Origin of the sequence: Mesorhizobium sp. M0029 (assembly GCF_040323735.1) — a bacterium.
Classification (GTDB): Bacteria; Pseudomonadota; Alphaproteobacteria; order Rhizobiales; family Rhizobiaceae; genus Mesorhizobium.
Genome location: NZ_JAMYVF010000006.1, coordinates 208,792 through 229,967, shown reverse-complemented (window position 1 = coordinate 229,967; position 21,176 = coordinate 208,792). Strand labels below are relative to the sequence as shown.

Below are 21,176 nucleotides of genomic sequence, written 5' to 3'. Positions count from 1 at the left end.
GGAGATTGGCAGTTCATATTCGCGTCACCCTTCAAGCATTGAAGATTGGCGAAAGCCGTCGTGACATCTGATCTCCCTCCTTGCGGGGGAGATGGCCGGCAGGCCAGAGGGGGGTGCTGTCCCGCTGGCGTCCAATGTCCGGCATTCATTGAAGCCTTCCGCACACCCTTCGAATCCGCCTATAATACCCCCATGCCCATTCGCCAGCTTTCCGAAACGATGATCAACCAGATCGCCGCCGGCGAAGTCATCGAGCGTCCGGCGAGCGTGGTGAAGGAACTGGTCGAAAACGCGCTCGACGCCGGCGCCTCCCGCGTCGAGGTCGTCACTGCCGGCGGCGGGCTGAACCTGATCCGCGTCACCGATGACGGCTCCGGTATCCCCGAACAGGAACTGGCGCTGGCCATTGCGCGCCACTGCACCTCGAAACTTGCCGACAACATTCACGATATCCGCTCGCTCGGGTTCCGTGGCGAGGCATTGCCGTCAATTGGTTCGGTGTCGCGACTGTCGGTTCGCTCGCGCACGGCCGCAGGCGACGCTGCAGCCGAGATCGCCATCGAAGGCGGCCGCGTTTCGGCGGTCAAACCGGCGGCGGCCAACCGCGGCACCACGGTCGAGGTGCGCGACCTGTTCTTCGCCACGCCGGCGCGGCTCAAATTCATGAAGGGCGAGCGCGCCGAAAGCTCCGCCACCAGCGACGTGCTCAAGCGCATCGCCATCGCCTTCCCCGCCGTGCGCTTCACGCTGGCCGGCTCGGACCGCTCGACGCTGGAATTGCCGGCTACCGATGACAGTACCGAGGGCAGCCTGCGCCGCGTCGCTCAGGTGATGGGCGCCGAGTTTCCCGACAATTCCATCGCTATCGACGCCAGCCGGGACGGCGTGCACCTGACCGGCCACGTCTCGATCCCGTCCTTCACCCGCGCCAACGCGCTGCAGCAATATGCCTATGTCAACGGCCGGCCAGTGCGCGACAAGCTGATTGCCGGCGCCATTCGCGGCGCTTTCGCCGATGTGCTGCCGCGCGACCGGCACGCGGTGACCGTGCTGTTCCTGACGCTCGATCCGGCGACCGTCGACGTCAACGTCCACCCAGCCAAGGCCGATGTGCGCTTTCGCGACCCCGGCCTGGTGCGCGGGCTGATCGTCGGCGCCATTCGCGAGGCGCTGGCCAATGCCGGCATCCGCGCCGCCACCAGCGGGGCCGCCGGGATGGTGGCGGCGTTCCGGCCGGGAGCCGCCTCCTACGCCCATGCGGGTCCTGCCAACGGTCATCGCAGTTATGACGCGGCCTACCGGGCCTCGGGCTTTTCGGGCTTTGACCGCTCGCCACAGCGGCCGCTGGATATGGGATTTGACGGCGCCGGCTTCCGCGAAAACGACCAGGCTGCATTCGACGCCGGTCCGCTCGCCAGCGCCGATGCGCGTGCCGGCTTAGCCGAGCCGGCCGAGACGCCGCTCGGCACCGCGCTGGGCGCCGCCCGCGCGCAGGTCCACGAGAACTACATCGTCGCCCAGACCAGGGATTCGCTTGTCATCGTCGACCAGCACGCGGCGCATGAGCGGCTGGTCTACGAGGCGCTGAAGAATGCCCTGCACTCGCGCGCGGTGCCCTCGCAGATGCTGCTTCTGCCGGAGATCGTCGACCTGCCGGAGGAGGACGCCGAGCGGCTGGCCATGCATTCCGAAACGCTGGCCCGGTTCGGCCTCGCCATTGAGCGTTTCGGTCCCGGCGCGGTGGCGGTGCGCGAGACGCCGTCGATGCTCGGCGAAACCAATGTCCAGCAATTGGTGCGTGATCTTGCCGACGAGATCGCCGACAACGACACGATCGAGACGCTGAAGGAACGACTGGACAAGATCGCCGCGACTATGGCCTGCCACGGCTCGGTCCGCTCCGGCCGCCTGCTCAAGCCTGAGGAGATGAACGCGCTGCTGCGCCAGATGGAAGCAACGCCGGGCTCCGGCACCTGCAACCACGGCCGCCCGACCTATATCGAACTCAAGCTCGCCGACATAGAGCGGCTGTTTGGGCGGCGGTGAGCACAAGCCAGGTCAGGCCACACGCTCAATTCACCAACAGGCGATAATCCTTGAACCTATGAGAGAAAACGTAATCCCGTGAGTAACCGGCGCTACCGCCGCGAAAATTCACGGAGATTGTCTCGAAGCTTCTCCCAACCTGTTTTTGAACATTCATGTAGATGGGAGTCATCAGCATGCCGGCATCGCAATCGTCGTCATCGAAAGCGATCTCCTGAACGACCTTCTTTTTCTTCTTATCGATGACCCGCAGCTTATTCATGCAGACGAGAAAGCCCGCTTTCTCGTAGACCCCGGCAAATCTGTGGGTTGCTGTCTGCGCCCAGAAGGGAATCTCGACGGTGCCGTCAACCTTCGCCTACGGTATCGTCGAGGCTTGCGACCTTCTTCAGCGTGATCGGGAACTTGTCCGAGCCCTTGCTCCAAGTCCCTGTTGCGCCGCTTTCGCCAAGGTCGAGAGAAAACGGACATCCGGTGGTGCCAACGGGCGTTTTCGATCCCATGACCAGCACCCGGTCGAACTCCCTGTCGTCCGCAATCTCGCAAAGGAAGACGCTGGTGCCACTGATCTTGCCGTACACCGCTATCGGGCTTTGCTTCGCGTCGTGGAAATAGCTCCCCTCGACCGTAATCCCGCTGCCGAAACTGTCATATCTCTGCAGCGATAGGTGGACGGGGTTAGGTCCGATGGAGCCTTCGTAGTTTTCGACCTGATACCAGCCCGCGGCGGCTTTCCCGGTCAGCAGCAAAACGCAAAAAATTGCCGATATGAACAGTCTTCCCATTCGTCCCCCAGTGAAGGCAGCGTACCATAGCTGTCCTTCCTCTGGGTGTCTGCATTCTGATGGAAGCGGTTCCCGGTTTGAGTCCGAAAACAGCTCAACTCATTTGTTTTAACGCTTTAAATTCACCACGATCACGCCGCCCAGCGCCAGTGCGCCGCCGAGGATACCAAGTAGCGTCGGCACTTCGCCCAGCCAGAAGAAGCCGATCAGGGCTGACATGGGCGAGACCAGATAGAGGAAGTTCGAGGCGCGCGCTGCCGGAAGACGCGACAGTGCGGTTGCCCAGGCGGCATAGGCGATCAGGCTGGGCACGATGCCAAGAAAGATCACGGCGCCGATACCGGCCGTGTTGGCGACCGCGGCCTGCGCAAAGCCGCTCGGCAGAAAGGGTGCCAGGCAAAGCGCGCCAAGGATCATGTTCGAGGCCGAAATGGTCAGCGGGTGATGGCGGGCAAAGAGCGGCTTCTGGACGATCGTGTTGACGGCCGAGCACAGCGCGGAGCCAAGAACCAGCAGCGCGCCGGTGTCGAAACTCAAGCCATTGCCGTCAGCCACAGCGATGATGCCGATGCCGGCGAAAGAAATCGCCGTGCCGAACCAGGCCCAGCTTGAGAAGCGCTCGCCGAGCAATGCCATTGCCATAATGGCGGTGAAGATCGGGCTGACATTGATGATGAAACCGGCGGCACCCGCCGAAACCGTCAATTCGCCGAAATTGAGCATGACAGTGTAGAGCGCGACGAAGATGGCGCCGCCAAACACCAGGCGCCACACTTCGTCGAGCCTCGGCAGCGCCGGGCGCTTGCCGGCAAGAAAGATCGCCGCCGGCACCGCGGCAATGGCAAAGCGCAGCGCACCGAGTTCCAGCGGCCCGAAAGCGGCGAGGCCGGCACGGATCGCGGGAAAGGCCGAGGCCCAGCCAACCACCGTCAAGGCCACGGCGATGGCCGCCGTGGTGTCCATCCGCTGTGTCGGATTCGACGTGCTGGTCGTTGCGCTCATCTGCCTGTCCTCGGGTTCTCAGAGTGTTGAAAGGCAGAAAGCGCCTTTTCGGCGCCGTTGACAAACGATCAAATCGAGGATCACCTGTGACTATGGATCACAGCTCAGACACAATGGTGCCGCTCGAGACCCTGCGCGCCTTCGATGCGGCGGCGCGAACGGGGAGCTTTTCGGCCGCGGCCGAGAAGCTCAACATCACCCACGGCGCCGTCAGCCGGCAGATCGCCAAGCTGGAGGACTGGCTGGGCTTGAAAGTGTTCGACCGCGGCGCGCGCGGCGTCTCGCTGACCATCGAGGGCAACCGCCTGCATCTGCGCACGGCGGAAGCCTTTGCGCTGATCTCCAGCCATTCCGACCGCTGGGTCGAGCCGCGCGGCACCGCCGTGGTGCGGCTGACCTCGATACCCTCCGTCAGCGGGCTGTGGCTGATGCCACGCATGGCGGCGCTGGAGAACAATCCCACCAAGCTGCGCATCGTCCTCGACGTCGACATCCGCCAGGCCGACCTTGCCGATGAAGGCATCGACCTGTCGGTCCGCTGCGGCCGCGGCGGCATTCCGGGCCGCATCTCGGTGAAGCTGTTCGAGGAACATGTCTTTCCCGTCGCCGCGCCCGGCCTTGCCCGCGAGATCGGCCGCGGCGACCCGGCCCGGCTGCTGAGGTTTCCACTGATCAACGATTCCGACGCCTCCGGCTGGCGTGCCTGGTTTGCCGCGCAAGGGATGGACTACCGCCCGCGCCCGCAGGATCGCCGCTTCGAGGACTACAATCTGGTGCTCGACGCCGCAGCTTACGGGCTCGGCATCGCGCTGGCGCGGCCACCGCTGACCGGACACCAGTTGGAGGCAGGCCGCATCGTCGCCGTTGACGAGCGCACGGCGCTGAACCCGGTGTCGTACTGGCTCGACCGACCGCTGGGGCGGCCACGCACGGCTGCCGCCGAACTTTCACGCCGTATCGCTGTCGAGGCGGGGCTGGCGATGGACAAGATGGAAGCATTCCTCGAAGCCGAGCGATAGCGGCGATCGTTCGGTGCTCAGCGAAGCACCAGCAGGGCTAGCCCGACAATGGCGACGGCCAGAAACCCGGTTGCCAGCGCCATCAGACCGACACGCGTCTGCTTTCGGCCTTGCGGCTGGGCCGCGTCATTCGGCCCAGACGTCGCCTGCTCCCGCTTCATTGGCATATCGGTGGTGGCAGCGCGGCGCTGCGGCGAAACCACGGGTGCGAGAAGCGCAAACCAGGGCAGTCCTGCGGGCTTTGCGGCAGCGCCATCTTCGGCCCTTGCCGGCGGCAGCGGCAGACCGCGCTGTGCATCGTCGTTGGCTGGCGTCGCCTTGCCTATCGCAGCGGTTGTCGGCCCGGTATCGTCGGGCGTGGCGTCACTAGGCTCGGCAAGGGCCAGATAGGCTTGCAGGACCTCGGCAGAACCCGTCTGCTGCCCCTTTGCGGTGGCTGCGGACAACAGCGCCTGCAGCGCCGGCGCCGCTGCCTGCTGCAAAGGCGCGCCGGACGGCGTCGGCGGCTGCACCAGCGCCTTTATAAGTGCTGCTTTCGCCGGATCGGCCTTCGCCGACGGCAACGCTGCCAACATCATGGCCTCACGCAGCAGCGCGGTCAGGCGGGCGGATGAAATGTCCATACCGGTCCCATAAGAATGGTTTGGAGCGACAATAGCGCCTCAGCATTGCGTCAAGCTTGACCTTGCCGGCAATTTATGGCGATGAAATCAGCATGAACCTTGGCACCACTCCATGATGAACCGCTTCGAAGGCCCCGGCGGCAAGGAAGCCCGTATCCGCTATCTCGACGGCGACTTCCAGGTCACCAGCCCCGGCGCCTTCGTGCGCTGCGCGGTGACCGGCGAGAGCATTCCGCTGGACGAGCTCAAATATTGGAGCGTCGCCAGGCAGGAGCCCTATGTCAGCGCCGCCGCCTCGCTGCGCCGCGAGATCGAGATGCATCCGGACCTGCGCAGCCGGGGTTAAAGGCGCGCACAGAGCCGTTGGTCGCGTTCCTTCACACCCCCCTCTGTCCTGCCGGACATCTCCCCCGCAACGGGGGAGATTGGATGATCATCTTTGCTTTCGCCAAATCAACAGCGTTGCAGAATGAGCGCCATTGGCAAAGCTGCTGATCTCCCTCCTTGCGGGGGAGATGGCCGGCAGGCCAGAGGGGGGTGCTGTCCCGCCAGCATCTCCGCGTGACGCTGCACGCCCTACCCTCGCAGCTTCCGCTGTCTCCAGGCATCCAGCGTCTCGTCGATGATGCGCTCCGGCACAGTGTCGAGTTCGAACGTGGCGTCGATCTCCAGCACGGCGAGTTCAGCGAGGAAATCGGCCGGGGCAGCGCCGTGGCGCAGCCGGGCTGCGTCCTTGGCGGTGGTCACGAGGCCCAGTCCCTCACGGCGCGCGGTTGCCGCCAGTTCGGCGAGTTCGTCGGGGGCATAAAAATGATGGTCCGGAAACGACCGGCTCAGCGCCACTTCCGCGCCCGTGCCGCGCAGCGTCTCGAAGAATTTTTCGGGGTGACCGATGCCGGCAAAGGCGAGGAACCGCCGGCCGGCGAACCGCTCCTTGGCGGCGGGCTCGGCATGCGCCTCGAAGATCGGCCGGCCGGCGCGCGCCGCCTGGCGCACGACCTTGTCGGCGGCAGCGCCCTCGCCCATCTTCAACAGCCCATCGGTGAACACCAGTTGGTCGACGATGTTGGCTCTCAGCGGTCCACCCGGAATGACGCGGCCGTTGCCGATGCCGTAGCGGGCGTCGACGACGACCAGCGCATAGTCAATATGGATGCGCGCGCTCTGAAAACCGTCATCCATGATCAGGAAATCGCAACCATGGGCTTCCAGGAGCAGCTTGGCGCCGGCAGCGCGGTTGGGGCTCACCGCAACCGGCGCGTGCTCGGCCAAAAGCAGCGGCTCGTCGCCGACATGCTTTGCAGCGTCGTGACTGGCATCGACGACATGCGGCTGCGCGAACGAGCCGCCATGGCCGCGCGACAGGAATCCGGGATTGAGCTGCATGCGCCGGGCCTGCTTGGCCAGCGCGATGGCGACCGGCGTCTTGCCGCTGCCGCCGACGGTGAAGTTGCCGACGCAAAGCACTGGCGCGTCGATCTTTTCACGTATCGCCCGATGCATATGGCGGCCGGCGACCATGCCATAGACCGCTGATAGCGGCGACAGCGCAAAGACCCGCCAGTCCGGCGCTTCCCACCAGAAAGGTGGTGCTTCCGACGCCACCTATCGCCCGTCGGCGCCCTTCAGGCGCGACTTGACGATCAATGGCTGGATATAAGGCTCGAGCGACTTCAGCGTGTGCGCCAGCGCACCGCGCATCTGGTCGACTGTGGCGGCACCGGCCGCCATCATCTCATGGCGCGCAACTTCATTGCTCAGCAGGAAATTGACGGCGCCGGCCAGCATGTCGCGGTCGCGCACCAGCTTGGCGCCGCCGCTGTCGAGCAGGCGCTGATAGGCCTCGCGAAAATTCTGGACGTTGCGGCCGGCCAGCACAGCGGTGTCGAGCATGGCCGGCTCCAGCGGATTCTGGCCGCCTTCCGAGGTCAGCGAGCGGCCGACAAAGGCGATTTCCGTCAGCCGGAGATAAAGCCCCATCTCGCCGATCGTATCGCCGAGCAGGATATCGGTGTCGGCGGTGATCCGGTCGCCCTTGCTGCGCCGCGCCAGCTTCAGGCCCATGCCGGAAATCTGTGCGGCCAGCGCTTCGGCGCGGTCGGGATGACGCGGGACGATGATCGTCAGCAGGCCATGGTGGCGCTTGTAGAGCGTGGCGTGGACTTCCGCCGCGACCACCTCCTCGCCGTCATGGGTCGAAATTGCCGCCCAGGTCGGGCGGCCGGCGATCTGGCGCTTCAGCGTCGCCAGCGCCCGTTCGTCGACCGGCGGCGGCAAGGTGTCGACCTTGAGGTTGCCGGACACGGTGACCGGCCGGGCGCCAAGCGCGCGAAACCGTTCGCCGTCGACATCCGACTGGGCAACGACATGTGCGAGGTTCTCGAACAGCGCCTCGGCGATGTTGGCGCGCTTCTTCCAGGATCTGAACGAACGGTCGGAGAGCCGGCCGTTGACCAGCACCTGCGGCACGTGTCGGGCGCCGAGTTCGAGGATGGTCATCGGCCATATCTCGGATTCGGCGATGATAGCCAGGTCCGGCCGCCAGTGATCGAGAAAGCGGCTGACGGCCGGCTTGAGGTCGAGCGGAACATATTGGTGGATGATGCGGTCGCCCAGCCGTTCGTCGGCAACCTGCGCCGAGGTCACTGTTCCCGTCGTCAGCACGATGTTGACACCGTAGTCGAGGATGCTTTGCACCAGCGGCACGACCGCAAGGGTCTCGCCGACGCTTGCCGCATGGATCCAGATCACCGGCCCTTCGGGGCGCGGCCGCCCGGCAACGCCGTAGCGCTCACGGCTGCGGCTGCGGTCTTCCTTGCCCTGCGATGTGCGCCAGGCGACATAGGGACCCATCAGCGGATAGGCGGCTGCACCGGCAAGGCGGTAGGCCGCCAGGAAGGCGCGCGCCCAGCCGACGCTCATGGCCTGCCGTCCACGAGCCGATAGGCCTCGGCGGTTGCGGCATTGAGCGCGGCCGTGACTTCCTGGCGCTTGCGCTCCATTTCGGCCTCGTCGGCATTGGCCGGCACGAAAACCGGCGTTCCGATGACGATCGAGGAGCGGCCGAACGGCAGGTTGATGGTGGTCTTGTCCCAGCTCCTTTCCAGCACCTTGCGGCGGCTGGTGGCGATGGCGGCAGGCATGATCGGCCGGCCGGAAAGGCGTGCCAGCAGAACGATACCAAGCCCCGCGTCGCGCGGCGTGCCGTGGGGAATGTCGGCGATCATGGCGACGTTCTTGCCGGCCACGAGTGACTTTTTCAGGGCGATGAGCGCCTTGGCGCCGCCCTTGTCGAGATGCTTCGTGCTTTCACGCCCGCCGGAGCCGCGCACCGCCTCGATGCCGAATTTTTCGATCATCAGCGCGTTGAGTTCGGCGTCGGCGCTGCGCGAGACCATGGCGACCAGCGGCCGTCCCTTGGGATAATAGGCTGGGGTCAGCAGATGCTGGCCATGCCAGAGCGCGATGATGCCGGGTTCGAATTCGGCGTAGTCGCCGCCTGAAAATTTAGCCGAGCCTTCGACCACGCGATTGGTCAGGCGCACCAGGCGGACGAACTGGGCGAGCAGGCTGACGATCATGCTCTTGACGATTCGCGACTGCGCCAACGGCTCGCGGATCTTGCGCCAGAATGTCTTCGAACTGCCGCCGCGTCTTCTTCGGACCGCGGCGCCGGTGGGCTGCCCTTTCACCGCTTCATGCTCCATCGCTGTCAACCGGCGGCCTTGCTTTCAGGGTCGAGCAGCCGGTGCAGATGGACGACGAAATAGCGCATATGGGCATTGTCCACGCTGGCTTGCGCCTTTGCCTTCCACGCGGTGTGCGCGGTTTGATAGTCCGGATAGACGCCAACGATGTCGAGCGCGTCGAGATCGCGGAACTCGGTGCCTCCCAGCTTCTTCAGCTCGCCGCCGAACACCAGGTGCAAAAGCTGTTTCTTTCCGTCTTCCGCGGCCATTTCGGTCCTTCACATATTGTGAGTTTGCGACAGGTCTAGCCCAAAGCTGCCGACTTTGGAACCTTCGATCACGCTTCCGTATCGGCAATGACGCCGGCAAGCACGGTCAGCAGCTGGCCGCTGCCGGCGACCAGCGCGCCGTGACGGATGATCTCCCCGGCATAAAGCGGCGCGCGGCCATGGCCGTCGAGCACGGCGCCGCCAGCCTCGCGCAAGATGAGATCGGCGGCGGCGATATCCCAGTCATGCGCGTTGGGCTTGACGAAGGTGGCGTCGAGCGTGCCGTTGGCGACCATCGCCAGCCGGTAGGCGAGCGAGGGAATGTGCGCCGCCCGCCGCACCCGGCCCTGCCATTGCGGCGGCATCAGGTCGATCAACTGCTTCAGCCCGCCGATCTCGACCGTCTCGCCCAACTGGCGCACGGCAATCGGCTTGCCGTTGCAGAAAGCTCCATGGCCAGGCAACGCCCAATAGGTTTCGCCCTTGGCCGGACATTCGAGCACACCGGTGAGCGTGCGGCCGTTCTCGACCACGGCGACGCTGACGCACCAGGAGCGCAGACCTTCGAGGAAGCCGCGGGTGCCGTCTATGGGGTCGACGACAAAGGTGCGCCGCGCCAGAAGCCGCGCCGGATCGTCAGTCGTTTCCTCCGACAGCCAGCCATAGTCCGGCCGCGCCGCCAGCAGGGTATCGCGCAGATAGGCGTCCGCCGCGTGGTCGGCTTCGCTGACCGGCGAGGTGCCGCCCTTCATCCACACTTGCGGGTTCTTGCCGAAATAGCGCATGGCGATCGCGCCCGCCTCGCGGGCGGCGTCGCGCAGCAGATCGAGGTCTTCCGAGGCCCCGGCCGATATGACCGGGTCACGCTCCGGCAAGGGTCATTCCTTCGATCAGCAGCGTCGGTGCGGCAGTGCCGAAATCGCGGTCAAGATCGCTCGCCGGAACCATATTGAGGAACATCGTCTTCAAATTCGAGGCGATGGTCACCTCGGCCACCGGATAGGCAAGCTCACCATTGTCGATCCAGAAGCCGGATGCGCCACGGCTGTATTCGCCGGTCACCATGTCGACGCCCTGGCCGAACACTTCGGTGACATAAAAGCCGGATTTCAGCGACCTGATCAGGTCTTCCGGCGTCCTGTCGCCCGGCTCGATGGCGAGATTGGTCGAAGACGGCGATACCGACGAGCCGCTGCGCGCGCCGCGTCCGTTGGTGGTCAGCCCCAATTCCCGCGCGGCGGACGTCGACAGGAACCAGTGCTTCAGCACGCCGTTCTCGACCATCAACAGCTTTTCGCCCTCGACGCCTTCGCCGTCGAACGGGCGCGAGGCCTGACCGCGACGCCGCAGCGGTTCGTCCGTGACGTTGATGGCAGCCGACGCAACCTGCTTGCCCATCATCTCGCGCAAAAAACTGGTCTTGCGCGCCACCGAAGCGCCGTTGATGGCGCCGGCGAGATGACCGGCAATGCCGCGCGCGACGCGCGGATCGAACACCACGTTGACCGGACCGGTCGCCGCCTTGCGGGCGCCGAGGCGGCGCACGGCGCGCTCGCCGGCCTTGCGGCCGATCAATTCCGGTGCGTCCAGATCGGAAAAATGCTGGTTCGAAGAGTATTCGTAGTCGCGCTCCATGCCGGTGCCTTCACCCGCAATCACGCTGGCCGAACGCGAAAAGCGCGACGCGACATAGTGGCCGACGAAGCCGTGCGACGTGGCAAGCACCAGCCCGCCGAGGCCTGCGCTGGCGCCGCTGCCGGCCGAATTGGTGACACCCTTGACCGCAAGGGCCGCTTCCTCGGCGGCAAGGGCCGCTTCCTTCAACTGATCGGCCGAAACCTCGGTGGCGTCGAACAGATCGAGGTCGCGCACCTTGCCGACCAGCAAAGCCGGATCGGCGAGACCCTGATAGGGGTCCTCGGGCGAGACTTTGGCCATGGCCACGGCGCGTTCAGCCAGCGCCTTGGGGTCCGATGCCGCCGTCGCCGAGACGCTCGCCACCCGGTTGCCGACGAAGACGCGCAGCGAGACATCGTCGCCCTCGGACGCTTCGGTGTTCTCGACCTTTCCCAGCCGCACCGACACGCCGATCGAGCGGCCGCGCACGGCAACCGCGTCGGCGGCGTCGGCGCCGGCCCGCTTGGCAGCCTCGACCAGTGCCGCGACGCGGTCGGTCAATTTCGCTGCCTCTGATGTATCGGTCATGCGCGTGGTCCTGGCTGAAGCCGCGCCGGGCGGTAGCGGCTGTTGCACCATCTATTGTCCCAATGCGGCTTGTGCAATGGCGCACGGACAATTGTCCCGCTGCGGCATAGCGCCCGAGCGGAGCGCGAAAGCTATCCGCGGCGGCGGCCGCCAGAGACGCGCGGCTTGACCGGTTGTGAGTTTAACCGAGGCCGATTTCCGTCAAGGAGTGGCGACCGGCGTCCAGATCACGTCATCGATCTTGGTCGCGCCCGTTGCCAGCATCACCAGCCGGTCGAAGCCGAGCGCCGAGCCGCTGGCTTGCGGCATGATGGCGAGGGCGGCGAGAAAATCCTCATCCAGCGGATAGCGCTCGCCATAGACGCGCTCCTTCTCGTCCATCTCGGCGGCAAAGCGCCGGCGCTGCTCGGCCGGCTCGGTCAGTTCGCCGAAAGCATTGGCGAGCTCGACGCCGCAGCAATAGAGCTCGAAGCGCTCGGCCACGCGCTGGTCCTCCGCGCTCGGCCGGGCGAGCGCCGCTTCCGAGATCGGATAGCCGTACAAGATGGTGGCCCGCCCGTGCCCCAGCACCGGTTCGACCTTCTCGACCATTACCCGGCTGAACAAATCGGCCCAGTTGTCATCGTCGGCCGTGCGCAGGCCGGCCTCGACCAGAGCGTCATGGAGTGCGGCGCGGTCTGTGCTGCCATCGGCAGAAACGGTGGCAAGAAGATCGATGCCGGCATAACGCGCAAAAGCTTCCGCCACGCTCACGCGTTCCGGTTCGGCGAACGGATCGGCCTCGCGGCCGCGAAAGCGGAAGGTTTTGGCGCCGGCCCGCTCGGCTGCCAGCTTCAGCAGCTCGGCGCAATCGGCCATCAGGCTCTCATAGGTTTCGCCGACACGGTACCATTCGAGCATGGTGAACTCCGGGTGATGCAAAGGGCCGCGCTCGCGGTTGCGCCAGACAGCGCCCAGGCTGAAGATGCGCCGTTCGCCGGCGGCAAGCAGCTTCTTGCAGGCGAACTCCGGCGAGGTGTGGAGAAAAAGCGGCCGGCGCGCGCCGTCGGCGCCGATCGCCTCGGTGGCAAAGGCTGAGAGATGCGCCTCGTTGCCGGGCGAAATCTGCAACGCCGCCGTCTCGACCTCGATGAAGTCGCGCTCGCCAAACCAGCCGCGCGTGGCGGCAGCTATGGCGTTGCGGGCCATCAGCCGCGGCCGGCGGTCGGCGTGAACATCCGGCGTCCACCACGGCGAAGCGCCAGTCATGGGTTTGCAGGGCAACGGAATTGCTGACAGGGCTGGCGGTTCGGGCCAAGATGCGCTACGGCGACGGCTCTCGCAGCCGATTTGCGCCGAACGATCGTTTCAGGCCAACGAAGTCTAGGATTGAAAACCGTGGTGAAGGTCATCGCCAGTTCGCTCCGTAAAGGCAATGTCGTCGACAAGGACGGCAAGCTTTACGTGATCCTCTTTGCCGAAAACATCCACCCTGGCAAGGGTACGCCGGTCACCCAGCTCGACATGCGCCGCATCTCCGACGGGGTGAAGGTTTCGGAGCGCTACCGCACCACCGAGCAGGTCGAGCGCGCCTATGTCGAGGAGCGCGAGCACACCTTCCTCTACGCCGACGCCGAGGGATATCACTTCATGAACCCGGAAAGCTACGACCAGGTCGCGGTGCCGGAAAGCGTGGTCGGCGACATGGCGCCCTACCTGCTCGAAGGCATGGCGGTGCAGATCTCGCAGTTCAACGGCATCGCCATAGCCCTGGTGCTGCCGCAGCGCGCTACTTTCGAAGTGGTCGAGACGGAGCCGACGACCAAAGGCCAGACGGCGTCCTCGTCCTACAAGCCGGCCGTGCTTTCCAACGGCGTGCGCACGCTGGTGCCGCCGCACATCGCGCCGGGCACCCGCGTGGTGGTGATGACGGCCGATGGCGCTTATGTGGAGCGGGCGAAGGACTGACGCGCGAGCGCCTCCGTCCTGGTTGATCCGTTGCATTGCCTTCTGCGGCCGCTGGCTCGATAGTCCTGCCGATGTGGCAGACCTTTGTGACCTACTGGCCTCTGATCCTTGTGATCATTCCGATGCTGATGGCCGCCATCGGCATCGTCCACGCAATCATGACCAAGGAAGACGTGCGCGCCGCCACCGGCTGGGTCGGCGTGATGATCTTGTCGCCGTTCCTCGGCGCGATCATCTATGCCATTGCCGGCATCAACCGCATCCGCCGCGCCACCATCAGCGCCATGCGGCCCGTCGCCGGTGAAGCCGAGACAGCCAAACACGACCACGACATTGCGCTCGAAGCACTCATTTCAGCCGAATTCGGCCAGCGCTTTGCCGGCCTGAAGACGCTAGGCGACAGGGTGGCGCGGCGCGCACTGACGTCGGCAAACGCGATCACGATCCTCAGGACCGGCGACGAAGCTTACGCAGCAATGTGCCGGGCGATAGACAGTGCACAGCGCAGCATTCTGCTCGAGACCTACATCTTCGACAATGACGAGATCGGACGACGTTTTGTCGGATCGCTGGCCGGAGCGGTCCGGCGCGGTGTGACGGTTCGCGTGCTGATCGATGCGGTCGGCGTGCGCTATTCCGTGCCCAGCATTCTTGGGACACTCCGGGAAGCCGGCGTCACCGTCGATCTGTTCAACGGCAACATCGTCATGGGCCTGAGACTTCCCTATGCGAATTTGAGGACGCACAGGAAAATCCTGATCGTCGACGGCGCGGTGGCATTCACCGGAGGCATGAACATCCGCAAGGGGTTCTCGGCTGAATTCGCTGGCACTGCCAGCTCGGCGGATACGCATTTCCAGGTCACGGGGCCGGTCGTGGCCGACCTGTTCGCGGTTGCCGCCGAGGACTGGCGTTTTGCCGGCAACGAGGCCCTCAAGTACGAGGTCTGGCACGTGGCAAAGCCCTCGCCGCCTCCCGGTCAGCCGATCCTGGTGCGGGCGGTGGCGTCGGGGCCGGACGCCAGCATCGAAACCAACCACAAATTGCTGACGGGGGCATTTTCCGTCGCCCGCAAATCGATCCGCATCATGTCGCCCTATTTCCTGCCGGACCGGGAATTTGTCAGCGCGCTGGTCACGGCTGCCCGGCGCGGCGTCGAGATCGACATCGTCGTGCCCGCGGTCAACAATCTCTTCCTGGTCGGCCGCGCCATGACGGCGCAGTACGACCAGGTGCTGAAGCACTATTGCCGCGTCTGGCGTCATGAAGGGTCATTCGACCATTCGAAGCTGTTGTCGGTCGATGGCGTCTGGGCCTATGTCGGCTCTTCCAACCTCGACGCCCGGTCGCTGCGGCTGAATTTCGAAATCGACCTGGAGGTGCTGGATACCGGCTTTGCCGCCGAGATCGAAGGGCGCATCGGAGCGGCAATCGCTTCCGCCAAACCCGTCACACTCGCAACCTTGAAAGCGCGGCCATTTGTCATCCGGGTTTTTGACCGGTTGTTATGGCTGGGATCGCCCTATCTTTAGAATCAGGACAGATTGAACGCAGGCCTATGGATATAAACGGACGCAGCCTTCCTGAAACCGTGCTCCTGTCGATCCGCGGCAGGAAAGCGCGCAAAGCGAACGCGACGCCGCGCAAGCACATTGAAGGCGCCCAGATGGTGGTCGCCTCCTACAACGTCCATAAATGCATCGGCACCGACCGCAGGTTCGACCCCGAACGGACCGCGCGCGTCATCCGCGAGATCGGCCCCGACGTCATCGCGCTGCAGGAGGCCGACAACCGCTTCGGCGATCGCGCCGGGCTGCTCGACCTTGCCCGGATCGAACACGAAACCGGGCTTGTGCCGGTGCCGGTTTCCGGAAGCGGCAAGGGCCATGGCTGGCGCGGCAACGTGCTTCTGTTCAAGCGCGGCACGGTGCGCGACGTCCATCAGATCAAGCTTCCGGGACTGGAGCCCCGCGGCGCGCTGGTTGCCGAGATCGACCTCGACGAAACGCGCACTCTGCGCGTCATCGCCGCGCATCTCGGCCTGTTGCGACGCTCGCGTTCGGAGCAGGCCCGCGTCGTGCTCGACATCATGAGCAACCAGGATGAAAGGCCGACCTTGCTGCTCGGCGACCTCAACGAATGGCGGCTGGGCAACCGCTCGGCGCTCAAGACGCTGCACGCCACCTTTGGTTTCACGCCGGCGGCGGTGCCGACTTTCCCCTCAGGCCTGCCGGTGCTGGCGCTCGACCGGATCATGGCCAACCGGCACGGCATGGTCTCGTCGGTGGAAGCCCATGATACGCCGCTGTCGCGGGTTGCGTCGGATCACCTGCCGCTGACGGCGTTCGTCAGCCTCTAACTCATCCGTCCCGCAGCCAGACCAGCATCTCTCCGGGTTCGCGGTTGTCCCAGGCAAAGTACGGGACGGCGGTGATTTTCGTCTCGCTCACCGCCGGCGGATCGGTGCGATAGAGCTCGGTTTCCCAGTTTTCCTGAGCTTCCTTGCTGGCAAGTGCCGAAAGCGTGACGATGCCGCCGAGCAGGTTCGGCTCGGCATGCGCCTCGATTTTTGCCGTTCGCGGCAGAGCGATCCGATGCAACTGGCCGGCATTGTCGGTCTCCTCGACGCAATAGATCAGCGGACCGCGCGCAAGTGCGACGCGGCCGATGTCCTGACGCACCTCCGGATTGGCGAACAGACGAGCGATCGACATTTCGAGATCGAGTTCGACCCGGTCGCCCTGGCGCCATTCGCGCCGGATCGCGGCATAGCCGTCGCTGGTGATGCCGTCCAGATCGACCGCGGCGCCGTTGACCTTGAGCGCCGCCTTGCCGCACCAGGAGGGGACGCGCAGGTGCAAGGTGAACTCGACCGGCGCTTCGGCTTCGATCCGGATCGAGACCGCGCCATCCCAAGGATAATTGCTGGTCTGAATCAGACTGACCGCCCGGTTCGATATGTCGAAGCGCGCGGTGCTGTCGCCGTAGAGATGAACGGCCAGCGCATCATCCGACAGGGAGTAGAAATAGCTGCCGATGGAGGCGACCATGCGGCCGATATTGGGCGGGCAACAGGGGCAGCGATGCCATTTCCAGCGATTGTGCCTGCCCCGGCTCTCCAACGGGTTCTCGTAGAAGAACAGCGAGCCGTCGAGCGACAGGCCGGAGATCGAGCCGTTGTAGAGCGCCCGCTCCATCATGTCGGCGTAGCGGGCGTTGGGACCCATGCCGAGCATGCGGCTGGCCCAGAACACGAGGCCGACCGAGGCACAGGTCTCGGCATAGGCGGTTTCGTTGGGCAGGTCGTAGTCGCTGGTAAAACCCTCATTGTGCGCCGATGGCCCGAGGCCGCCGGTGACATAGAGGTTCTTGGTGGTGAGATCGTTCCACAGACGGTCGAGCGCTACCCTGAGCGTGTCGTCGCCATATTCGGTGGCGATGTCGGCCATGCCGGAATAGAGGTACATCGCCCTGACCGCATGGCCGACGACCTTGTCCTGCTCGCGCACCGGCTTGTGCGACTGGTTGTACTCATAAGTCTTGAAATGATAGGCCTTCGGATCGGCGCCGCGCGCACGCGCCTCCTCGTCGAAATAATGCGGCTGTTGCCCGCGCTGGTCGATGAAATACCTGGCCAGGTCCATGTATTTCTGCTCGCCGGTAGCCCGCGCCAGCTTGACCAGCGCCAGCTCGATCTCCTCATGGCCGCAATAGCCCTTCTCCTTGCCCGGCTCCGGGCCGAAGGTGTCGGCGATATGGTCGACATAGCGGCACATGATATCCAGCAGCTTGCGCTTGCCGGTGGCCTGGTAGTAGGCGACCGCGCCTTCGATCAGATGGCCGGCGCAATAGAGCTCGTGGCAATCGCGCAGATTGGTCCAGCGCTTGCCGGGCTGGATGCGCTGGTACCAGCTGGAGAGATAACCGTCTTCCTGCTGCAGTCTGCCGTAGAGGTCGATGACGGCATCGATCTTCGTCTCGAGCGCCGCGTTCTTGCGCCGGTAGAGCGAATAGGCCGCGGTCTCGATGGTCTTGCCCCAATCGGAGTCCCAGAACATCTGCGTCGTCACCGTCGAGCCGGTGAAGCCGGGGCTGGCAGCCTCGTCGGGCGACGGCGAATGAAACGGAATGACGACGCCCGGCGAGGGCCGGTCCGGGTCGATCTGCTCCAGCATGCGCGCCTCGACGCAGCGCTCGTAGAGGATGTCGGCGGTGCGCGACGCCACGGCATCGACACGGTCGCCCCAGAAGCCGCGGACATCGACCTGCGGCACCGGCAGCGGGCGGAAGGCGAGTTTGCCGGGCTTGGCGGATGGTTGAACGGTCATCGTGTCACTCCGTTGGATATTGGTCATTTCACGGCGGGTCATTTCACCGCGCCGGCCATCAGGCCGCGGATGTAGAAGCGCTGCAGCAGCAGGAAGAGCACCAGGCACGGCACCATCATCACGGTGACGCCCGCCTGCACGGCGCCCCAGTCGATGGCGCCGAAGCGGCCCGACTGCAGTGCGGTCATCATGATCGGCAGCGTGAATTTGGACTGGTCGGTCATCAGCACCAGGGCGGCGAGGAACTCGTTCCAGGCGCCGAGGAAGGCGAACAGCGCGATGGTGACGATGCCCGGCCAGACCAGCGGCAGCATCACCTTGAGCAGCATGGTGACGTTGTTGGCGCCATCCATGCGCGCGGCCTCCTCGATCTCGCGCGGCACCGCGTCGAAGGCGTTGCGCATCATGAAGATCGAGAACGGCAGCTGCAGCGTGGTGTAGACCAGGACCAGCCCGGTCAGCGTGTTGTGCAGGCCGACCTTGGTCAGCACCAGGAAGATCGGCGTCAGGATCGACTGGAACGGGATCATGATCGTCGACAGGATGACGATGAAGAGCACATCCTTCATCGGAAACCGGAAGCGCGAAAAGCCATAGCCGGCCAGCACGCTGACGATCACCGACAGGATCACCGTCATCGACGCGACATAGAGGCTGTTTTGCGCCGGCAGCCAGAGGCCGTCGCCAAAGGTGTCGAGCGTGCGATAGTTCTCGACCGAGAAGCCTGTCGTCGGCCATGGCGGCAGCGGCGGCTGGCGCGCCTCCTGCGCCGGCTTGAAGGTCGACAGCACGGCCCAGACGATCGGCGCGATGAACAGCACTGAGGCGATCATGCCGGTCGAATGCTCGGCGAACCTGAGCCAGAGGCGGCTGCTGCGGCTTCTTGCCTGCGCCATCAGTCGATGCCCTCCGGCTTGCGCAGCAGCCACAGCTGGACCAGGCTGAGCGCCACCAGGATGGCCAGCAGGATCATCGACAGCGCCGCGCCATAGCCGAGCTTGAACGAGACGAAGGACTGGTTGAAAATCCAGTAGACGGCGGTCAGCGTCTGGTTGCGCGGGCCGCCGCGCAGGATGATGTAGAACTGGTCGAAGGCCAGGATCGAGCCGGCGATCGACAGGATCAGCGCCAGCGCCAGCGTGCGGCGCATCAGCGGCAGGGTGATGGCGCGAAAGCGCGCGAACGGCCCTGCCCCGTCGATCATCGCGGCTTCCTGCAGATCGGTCGGGATCGACTGCAGGCCGGTCATCAGGATGATCATGGTGAAGCCCGCCACCTTCCAGACGACCATGGCGATGATCGACCAGAAGGCCGGCTGGAAGGTCGCCAGCAGGTTGAACTTTTTCGCCGTCAGGCCGAGGTCGTAGGCGGCAGGGCTGAACAGGCCGGAATCGACATTGAGCAGCCACGACCACAGCAGGCTGGCCGAGGCGAAGCCGACGACCGCCGGCATGAAGAAGGATGTCCGGTAAAAGCCGGTCAGCCGCCTGGGCTTTTCGATGAACAGCGCCAGCGGAAAGGCGACGGCGAAGATCACGATGGTGACGATCACGGTGTAGTAGGCGGTGAAGCTCAGCGCGTTCCAAAAACGGTTGTCGCGCAGGATCGCCCGGTAATTGTCGAAACCGATGTAAAAATGCTCGCCCATCAGCGGCCAGTTGTGCAGCGACATCCAGGCCGTCATGCCGAGCGGGATGATGAAGAATACGACGACCAGCGCCACCGCCGGCGCGACATAGAGCAGGCCGATCCACTGCCGGCGGCCGGCGCCGACCAGTTTTCCGGCGCGTGGCGGGGTGGTGGTGGTGGCGGTCATACGTGGGCTCCGGGTGCGGTGATCCCCCTCCCCCTCGAGGGGAGGGTCCGGCCGCAGGCCGGGGGTGGGGTCCTCCGCGCAGTGCGCCGACGAAAAAGAACGTCGAGCACTGCCGGAACGACCCCACCCGGACCTGCGGTCCGACCTCCCCTCGAGGGGGAGGTAGGGGCGGCGCTTACTTTTGCGGCGCCTGGTCGATGATCGACTGCATGGTCTCCTGCGCATTGGCGATGGCGCCGTCGACATCATCCCCGAAGACGACCTCGTTGATCATCTGCGTCCACGGACCGTTGGCCGAGTTGATCAGGTCGTTGAACACCACGGAATAGGGCGTGCGGCCCTTGGCCATGGCTTCGGCGGCGATCTGGTAGCGCGGATCGAGATCTTTCAGCGCCTCCTTGGCGATGTCGCCGCGCACCGGCAGGCTGCCGTATTTGGCCAGGATGGTCTGGCCTTCTAGCGAATAGGCGAAGTCGAGAAACTCCTTCACCACGGCGAGCTTCTTGGTGCCCTTGGTGACGACGAAATTGTCGCCGCCGGCAAACGACGACCAGCCGCTGTCCTTGCCCGGCAGGAAGGTGACGCCATAGTCGATATCCGGATACTGCGTGTTGAGTGCGCCGATGGCGAAGGCGCCGGACGGCGAAATGCCGATATTGCCGGTGGCGAAGGCGGCAAAGAAGTTGGCGCCGGTGTCGGTCTGCGCGCCGGCCGGCACCAGATCCTTCTTGACCATCGAGCGGTAGAGGTCGATGGCGCCGCGCAGCTGCGGGCTGTCCAGCGTCGCCTTCGAGCCGTCCTCGGAGAGGATGTCGCCGCCCGAGGCCCAGATCAGCGGCGTGAAGGTGAAGATGTTGCAGCCGCCGCAATTGCCGGAGAAGTAGAAGCCCTTGATGTCGCCACCGAGCGCGTTGACCTTTTCGGCATCAGCCTCGATCTCGGCCCAGTTGGCCGGCCCCTTGTCGGGATCGAGACCCGCCTGCTTGAACAATTTCTTGTTCCAGATCAGCACCGAGGCGTCGGCCGAGAACGGCAGCCCGTAGATGTGGTCCTTGTAGGTGCCGGTCTTGACATGCGCCGGCGACAGGCTGGCGAAATAGGGCAGCGATTTCGCCCAGTCGGTGATGTCTTCGAGCTGGCCGGCGGCGGCAAAGGACGGCGTGTAGATCAGGTCGAGCGACAGCGCGTCTGGCGCCGTGCCGCCGGCGGCGGCGGCACCATATTTCGGGATGATCTCGGCATTGGGAATGATGTCCAGCTTGACCTGGTTCTCATGGCCCTTGTTGAAGGCATCGACGATGCGCGGCATGAAGTTCGAGCCGTCGGCGCGAACCCAGATGTTGGCGGTGTCGGCGGCCATTGCAGGCAAGGCAATGATGCTCGCGGCGAGCGCGAACCCGGTAATCATGGTCTTCATGGTTTTCCTCCTCATGGTTCTGTTCTCCTC

Annotated in this window: 21 protein-coding genes; 6 read left to right on the top strand and 15 right to left on the bottom strand. The window is 64.9% G+C overall.

Annotated elements, in window-relative coordinates:
* Positions 1-192: 192 nt before the first annotated feature.
* Positions 193-2,046, top strand: a complete 1,854-nt coding sequence (mutL, locus tag NKJ76_RS13355; RefSeq protein WP_352537620.1) for a DNA mismatch repair endonuclease MutL — start codon at positions 193-195, stop codon at positions 2,044-2,046.
* Between the two features lie 25 nt (positions 2,047-2,071).
* On the opposite strand, the gene NKJ76_RS13350 is transcribed toward mutL, so the two are convergent.
* The 3 genes from NKJ76_RS13350 to NKJ76_RS13340 all read right to left on the bottom strand — a co-directional run bounded on the left by NKJ76_RS13350 (position 2,072) and on the right by NKJ76_RS13340 (position 3,833).
* A complete protein-coding gene (locus NKJ76_RS13350; RefSeq protein WP_352537619.1) occupies positions 2,072-2,308 on the bottom strand; it encodes a hypothetical protein in 237 nt (78 codons plus the stop codon).
* An 85-nt stretch (positions 2,309-2,393) separates the two neighbouring features.
* Positions 2,394-2,831: a hypothetical protein gene (locus NKJ76_RS13345; protein ID WP_352537618.1), complete on the bottom strand. Its 438-nt coding sequence runs from the start codon at positions 2,829-2,831 to the stop codon at positions 2,394-2,396.
* A gap of 108 nt (positions 2,832-2,939) precedes the next feature.
* Complete coding sequence (locus tag NKJ76_RS13340; protein WP_352537617.1) at positions 2,940-3,833, bottom strand: DMT family transporter; 894 nt, start codon at positions 3,831-3,833, stop codon at positions 2,940-2,942.
* Positions 3,834-3,925: 92 nt separating this feature from the next.
* Between NKJ76_RS13340 and NKJ76_RS13335 the strand changes: the two genes are divergently transcribed.
* Positions 3,926-4,852: a LysR substrate-binding domain-containing protein gene (locus NKJ76_RS13335; protein ID WP_023734233.1), complete on the top strand. Its 927-nt coding sequence runs from the start codon at positions 3,926-3,928 to the stop codon at positions 4,850-4,852.
* A 17-nt stretch (positions 4,853-4,869) separates the two neighbouring features.
* On the opposite strand, the gene NKJ76_RS13330 is transcribed toward NKJ76_RS13335, so the two are convergent.
* Positions 4,870-5,475, bottom strand: a complete 606-nt coding sequence (locus NKJ76_RS13330) for a hypothetical protein (protein ID WP_023753738.1) — start codon at positions 5,473-5,475, stop codon at positions 4,870-4,872.
* A gap of 112 nt (positions 5,476-5,587) precedes the next feature.
* Here NKJ76_RS13330 and NKJ76_RS13325 point away from each other — a divergent pair, with 112 nt between their 5' ends.
* Positions 5,588-5,821: a DUF2093 domain-containing protein gene (locus NKJ76_RS13325; protein ID WP_023694434.1), complete on the top strand. Its 234-nt coding sequence runs from the start codon at positions 5,588-5,590 to the stop codon at positions 5,819-5,821.
* Between the two features lie 230 nt (positions 5,822-6,051).
* Here the strand turns inward: NKJ76_RS13325 and lpxK are convergent, their stop codons facing one another.
* From lpxK to epmA, 7 genes are all read right to left on the bottom strand, one after another.
* Positions 6,052-7,080, bottom strand: a complete 1,029-nt coding sequence (lpxK, locus tag NKJ76_RS13320) for a tetraacyldisaccharide 4'-kinase (protein WP_023753739.1) — start codon at positions 7,078-7,080, stop codon at positions 6,052-6,054.
* The gene (gene waaA, locus NKJ76_RS13315) at positions 7,081-8,397 is read right to left on the bottom strand and encodes a lipid IV(A) 3-deoxy-D-manno-octulosonic acid transferase (protein WP_023694436.1); all 1,317 of its coding nucleotides are present in this window, start codon (positions 8,395-8,397) and stop codon (positions 7,081-7,083) included.
* Complete coding sequence (locus NKJ76_RS13310) at positions 8,394-9,182, bottom strand: lysophospholipid acyltransferase family protein (RefSeq protein ID WP_023682942.1); 789 nt, start codon at positions 9,180-9,182, stop codon at positions 8,394-8,396. The genes waaA and NKJ76_RS13310 overlap by 4 nt, the downstream gene beginning before the upstream one ends.
* A 5-nt stretch (positions 9,183-9,187) precedes the next feature.
* Complete coding sequence (locus tag NKJ76_RS13305; protein ID WP_023682943.1) at positions 9,188-9,433, bottom strand: DUF4170 domain-containing protein; 246 nt, start codon at positions 9,431-9,433, stop codon at positions 9,188-9,190.
* 68 nt (positions 9,434-9,501) lie between these two features.
* The gene (locus tag NKJ76_RS13300; RefSeq protein ID WP_352537616.1) at positions 9,502-10,308 is read right to left on the bottom strand and encodes a 3'(2'),5'-bisphosphate nucleotidase CysQ; all 807 of its coding nucleotides are present in this window, start codon (positions 10,306-10,308) and stop codon (positions 9,502-9,504) included.
* Positions 10,295-11,638, bottom strand: a complete 1,344-nt coding sequence (locus NKJ76_RS13295) for a TldD/PmbA family protein (protein WP_352537615.1) — start codon at positions 11,636-11,638, stop codon at positions 10,295-10,297. The genes NKJ76_RS13300 and NKJ76_RS13295 overlap by 14 nt, the downstream gene beginning before the upstream one ends.
* A 201-nt stretch (positions 11,639-11,839) precedes the next feature.
* The gene (gene epmA / locus NKJ76_RS13290) at positions 11,840-12,886 is read right to left on the bottom strand and encodes an EF-P lysine aminoacylase EpmA (RefSeq protein ID WP_352537614.1); all 1,047 of its coding nucleotides are present in this window, start codon (positions 12,884-12,886) and stop codon (positions 11,840-11,842) included.
* Between the two features lie 129 nt (positions 12,887-13,015).
* Here epmA and efp point away from each other — a divergent pair, with 129 nt between their 5' ends.
* The 3 genes from efp to NKJ76_RS13275 all read left to right on the top strand — a co-directional run bounded on the left by efp (position 13,016) and on the right by NKJ76_RS13275 (position 15,944).
* Positions 13,016-13,585, top strand: coding sequence for an elongation factor P (efp, locus tag NKJ76_RS13285; RefSeq protein ID WP_023682947.1), 570 nt, complete (start codon positions 13,016-13,018; stop codon positions 13,583-13,585).
* Between the two features lie 71 nt (positions 13,586-13,656).
* Complete coding sequence (locus NKJ76_RS13280) at positions 13,657-15,117, top strand: phospholipase D-like domain-containing protein (protein ID WP_352537613.1); 1,461 nt, start codon at positions 13,657-13,659, stop codon at positions 15,115-15,117.
* Positions 15,118-15,143: 26 nt separating this feature from the next.
* On the top strand, positions 15,144-15,944 hold the full coding sequence (locus NKJ76_RS13275) for an endonuclease/exonuclease/phosphatase family protein (protein WP_023671569.1): 801 nt from the start codon (positions 15,144-15,146) through the stop codon (positions 15,942-15,944).
* A gap of 1 nt (position 15,945) precedes the next feature.
* On the opposite strand, the gene NKJ76_RS13270 is transcribed toward NKJ76_RS13275, so the two are convergent.
* The 4 genes from NKJ76_RS13270 to NKJ76_RS13255 all read right to left on the bottom strand — a co-directional run bounded on the left by NKJ76_RS13270 (position 15,946) and on the right by NKJ76_RS13255 (position 21,146).
* Positions 15,946-17,913, bottom strand: a complete 1,968-nt coding sequence (locus NKJ76_RS13270; RefSeq protein WP_352537612.1) for a glycoside hydrolase family 127 protein — start codon at positions 17,911-17,913, stop codon at positions 15,946-15,948.
* Between the two features lie 38 nt (positions 17,914-17,951).
* On the bottom strand, positions 17,952-18,809 hold the full coding sequence (locus NKJ76_RS13265) for a carbohydrate ABC transporter permease (RefSeq protein WP_352537611.1): 858 nt from the start codon (positions 18,807-18,809) through the stop codon (positions 17,952-17,954).
* A complete protein-coding gene (locus NKJ76_RS13260; RefSeq protein WP_352537610.1) occupies positions 18,809-19,729 on the bottom strand; it encodes a carbohydrate ABC transporter permease in 921 nt (306 codons plus the stop codon). The genes NKJ76_RS13265 and NKJ76_RS13260 overlap by 1 nt, the downstream gene beginning before the upstream one ends.
* A gap of 175 nt (positions 19,730-19,904) precedes the next feature.
* The gene (locus NKJ76_RS13255; protein WP_352537609.1) at positions 19,905-21,146 is read right to left on the bottom strand and encodes an ABC transporter substrate-binding protein; all 1,242 of its coding nucleotides are present in this window, start codon (positions 21,144-21,146) and stop codon (positions 19,905-19,907) included.
* Between the last annotated feature and the right edge of the window lie 30 nt (positions 21,147-21,176).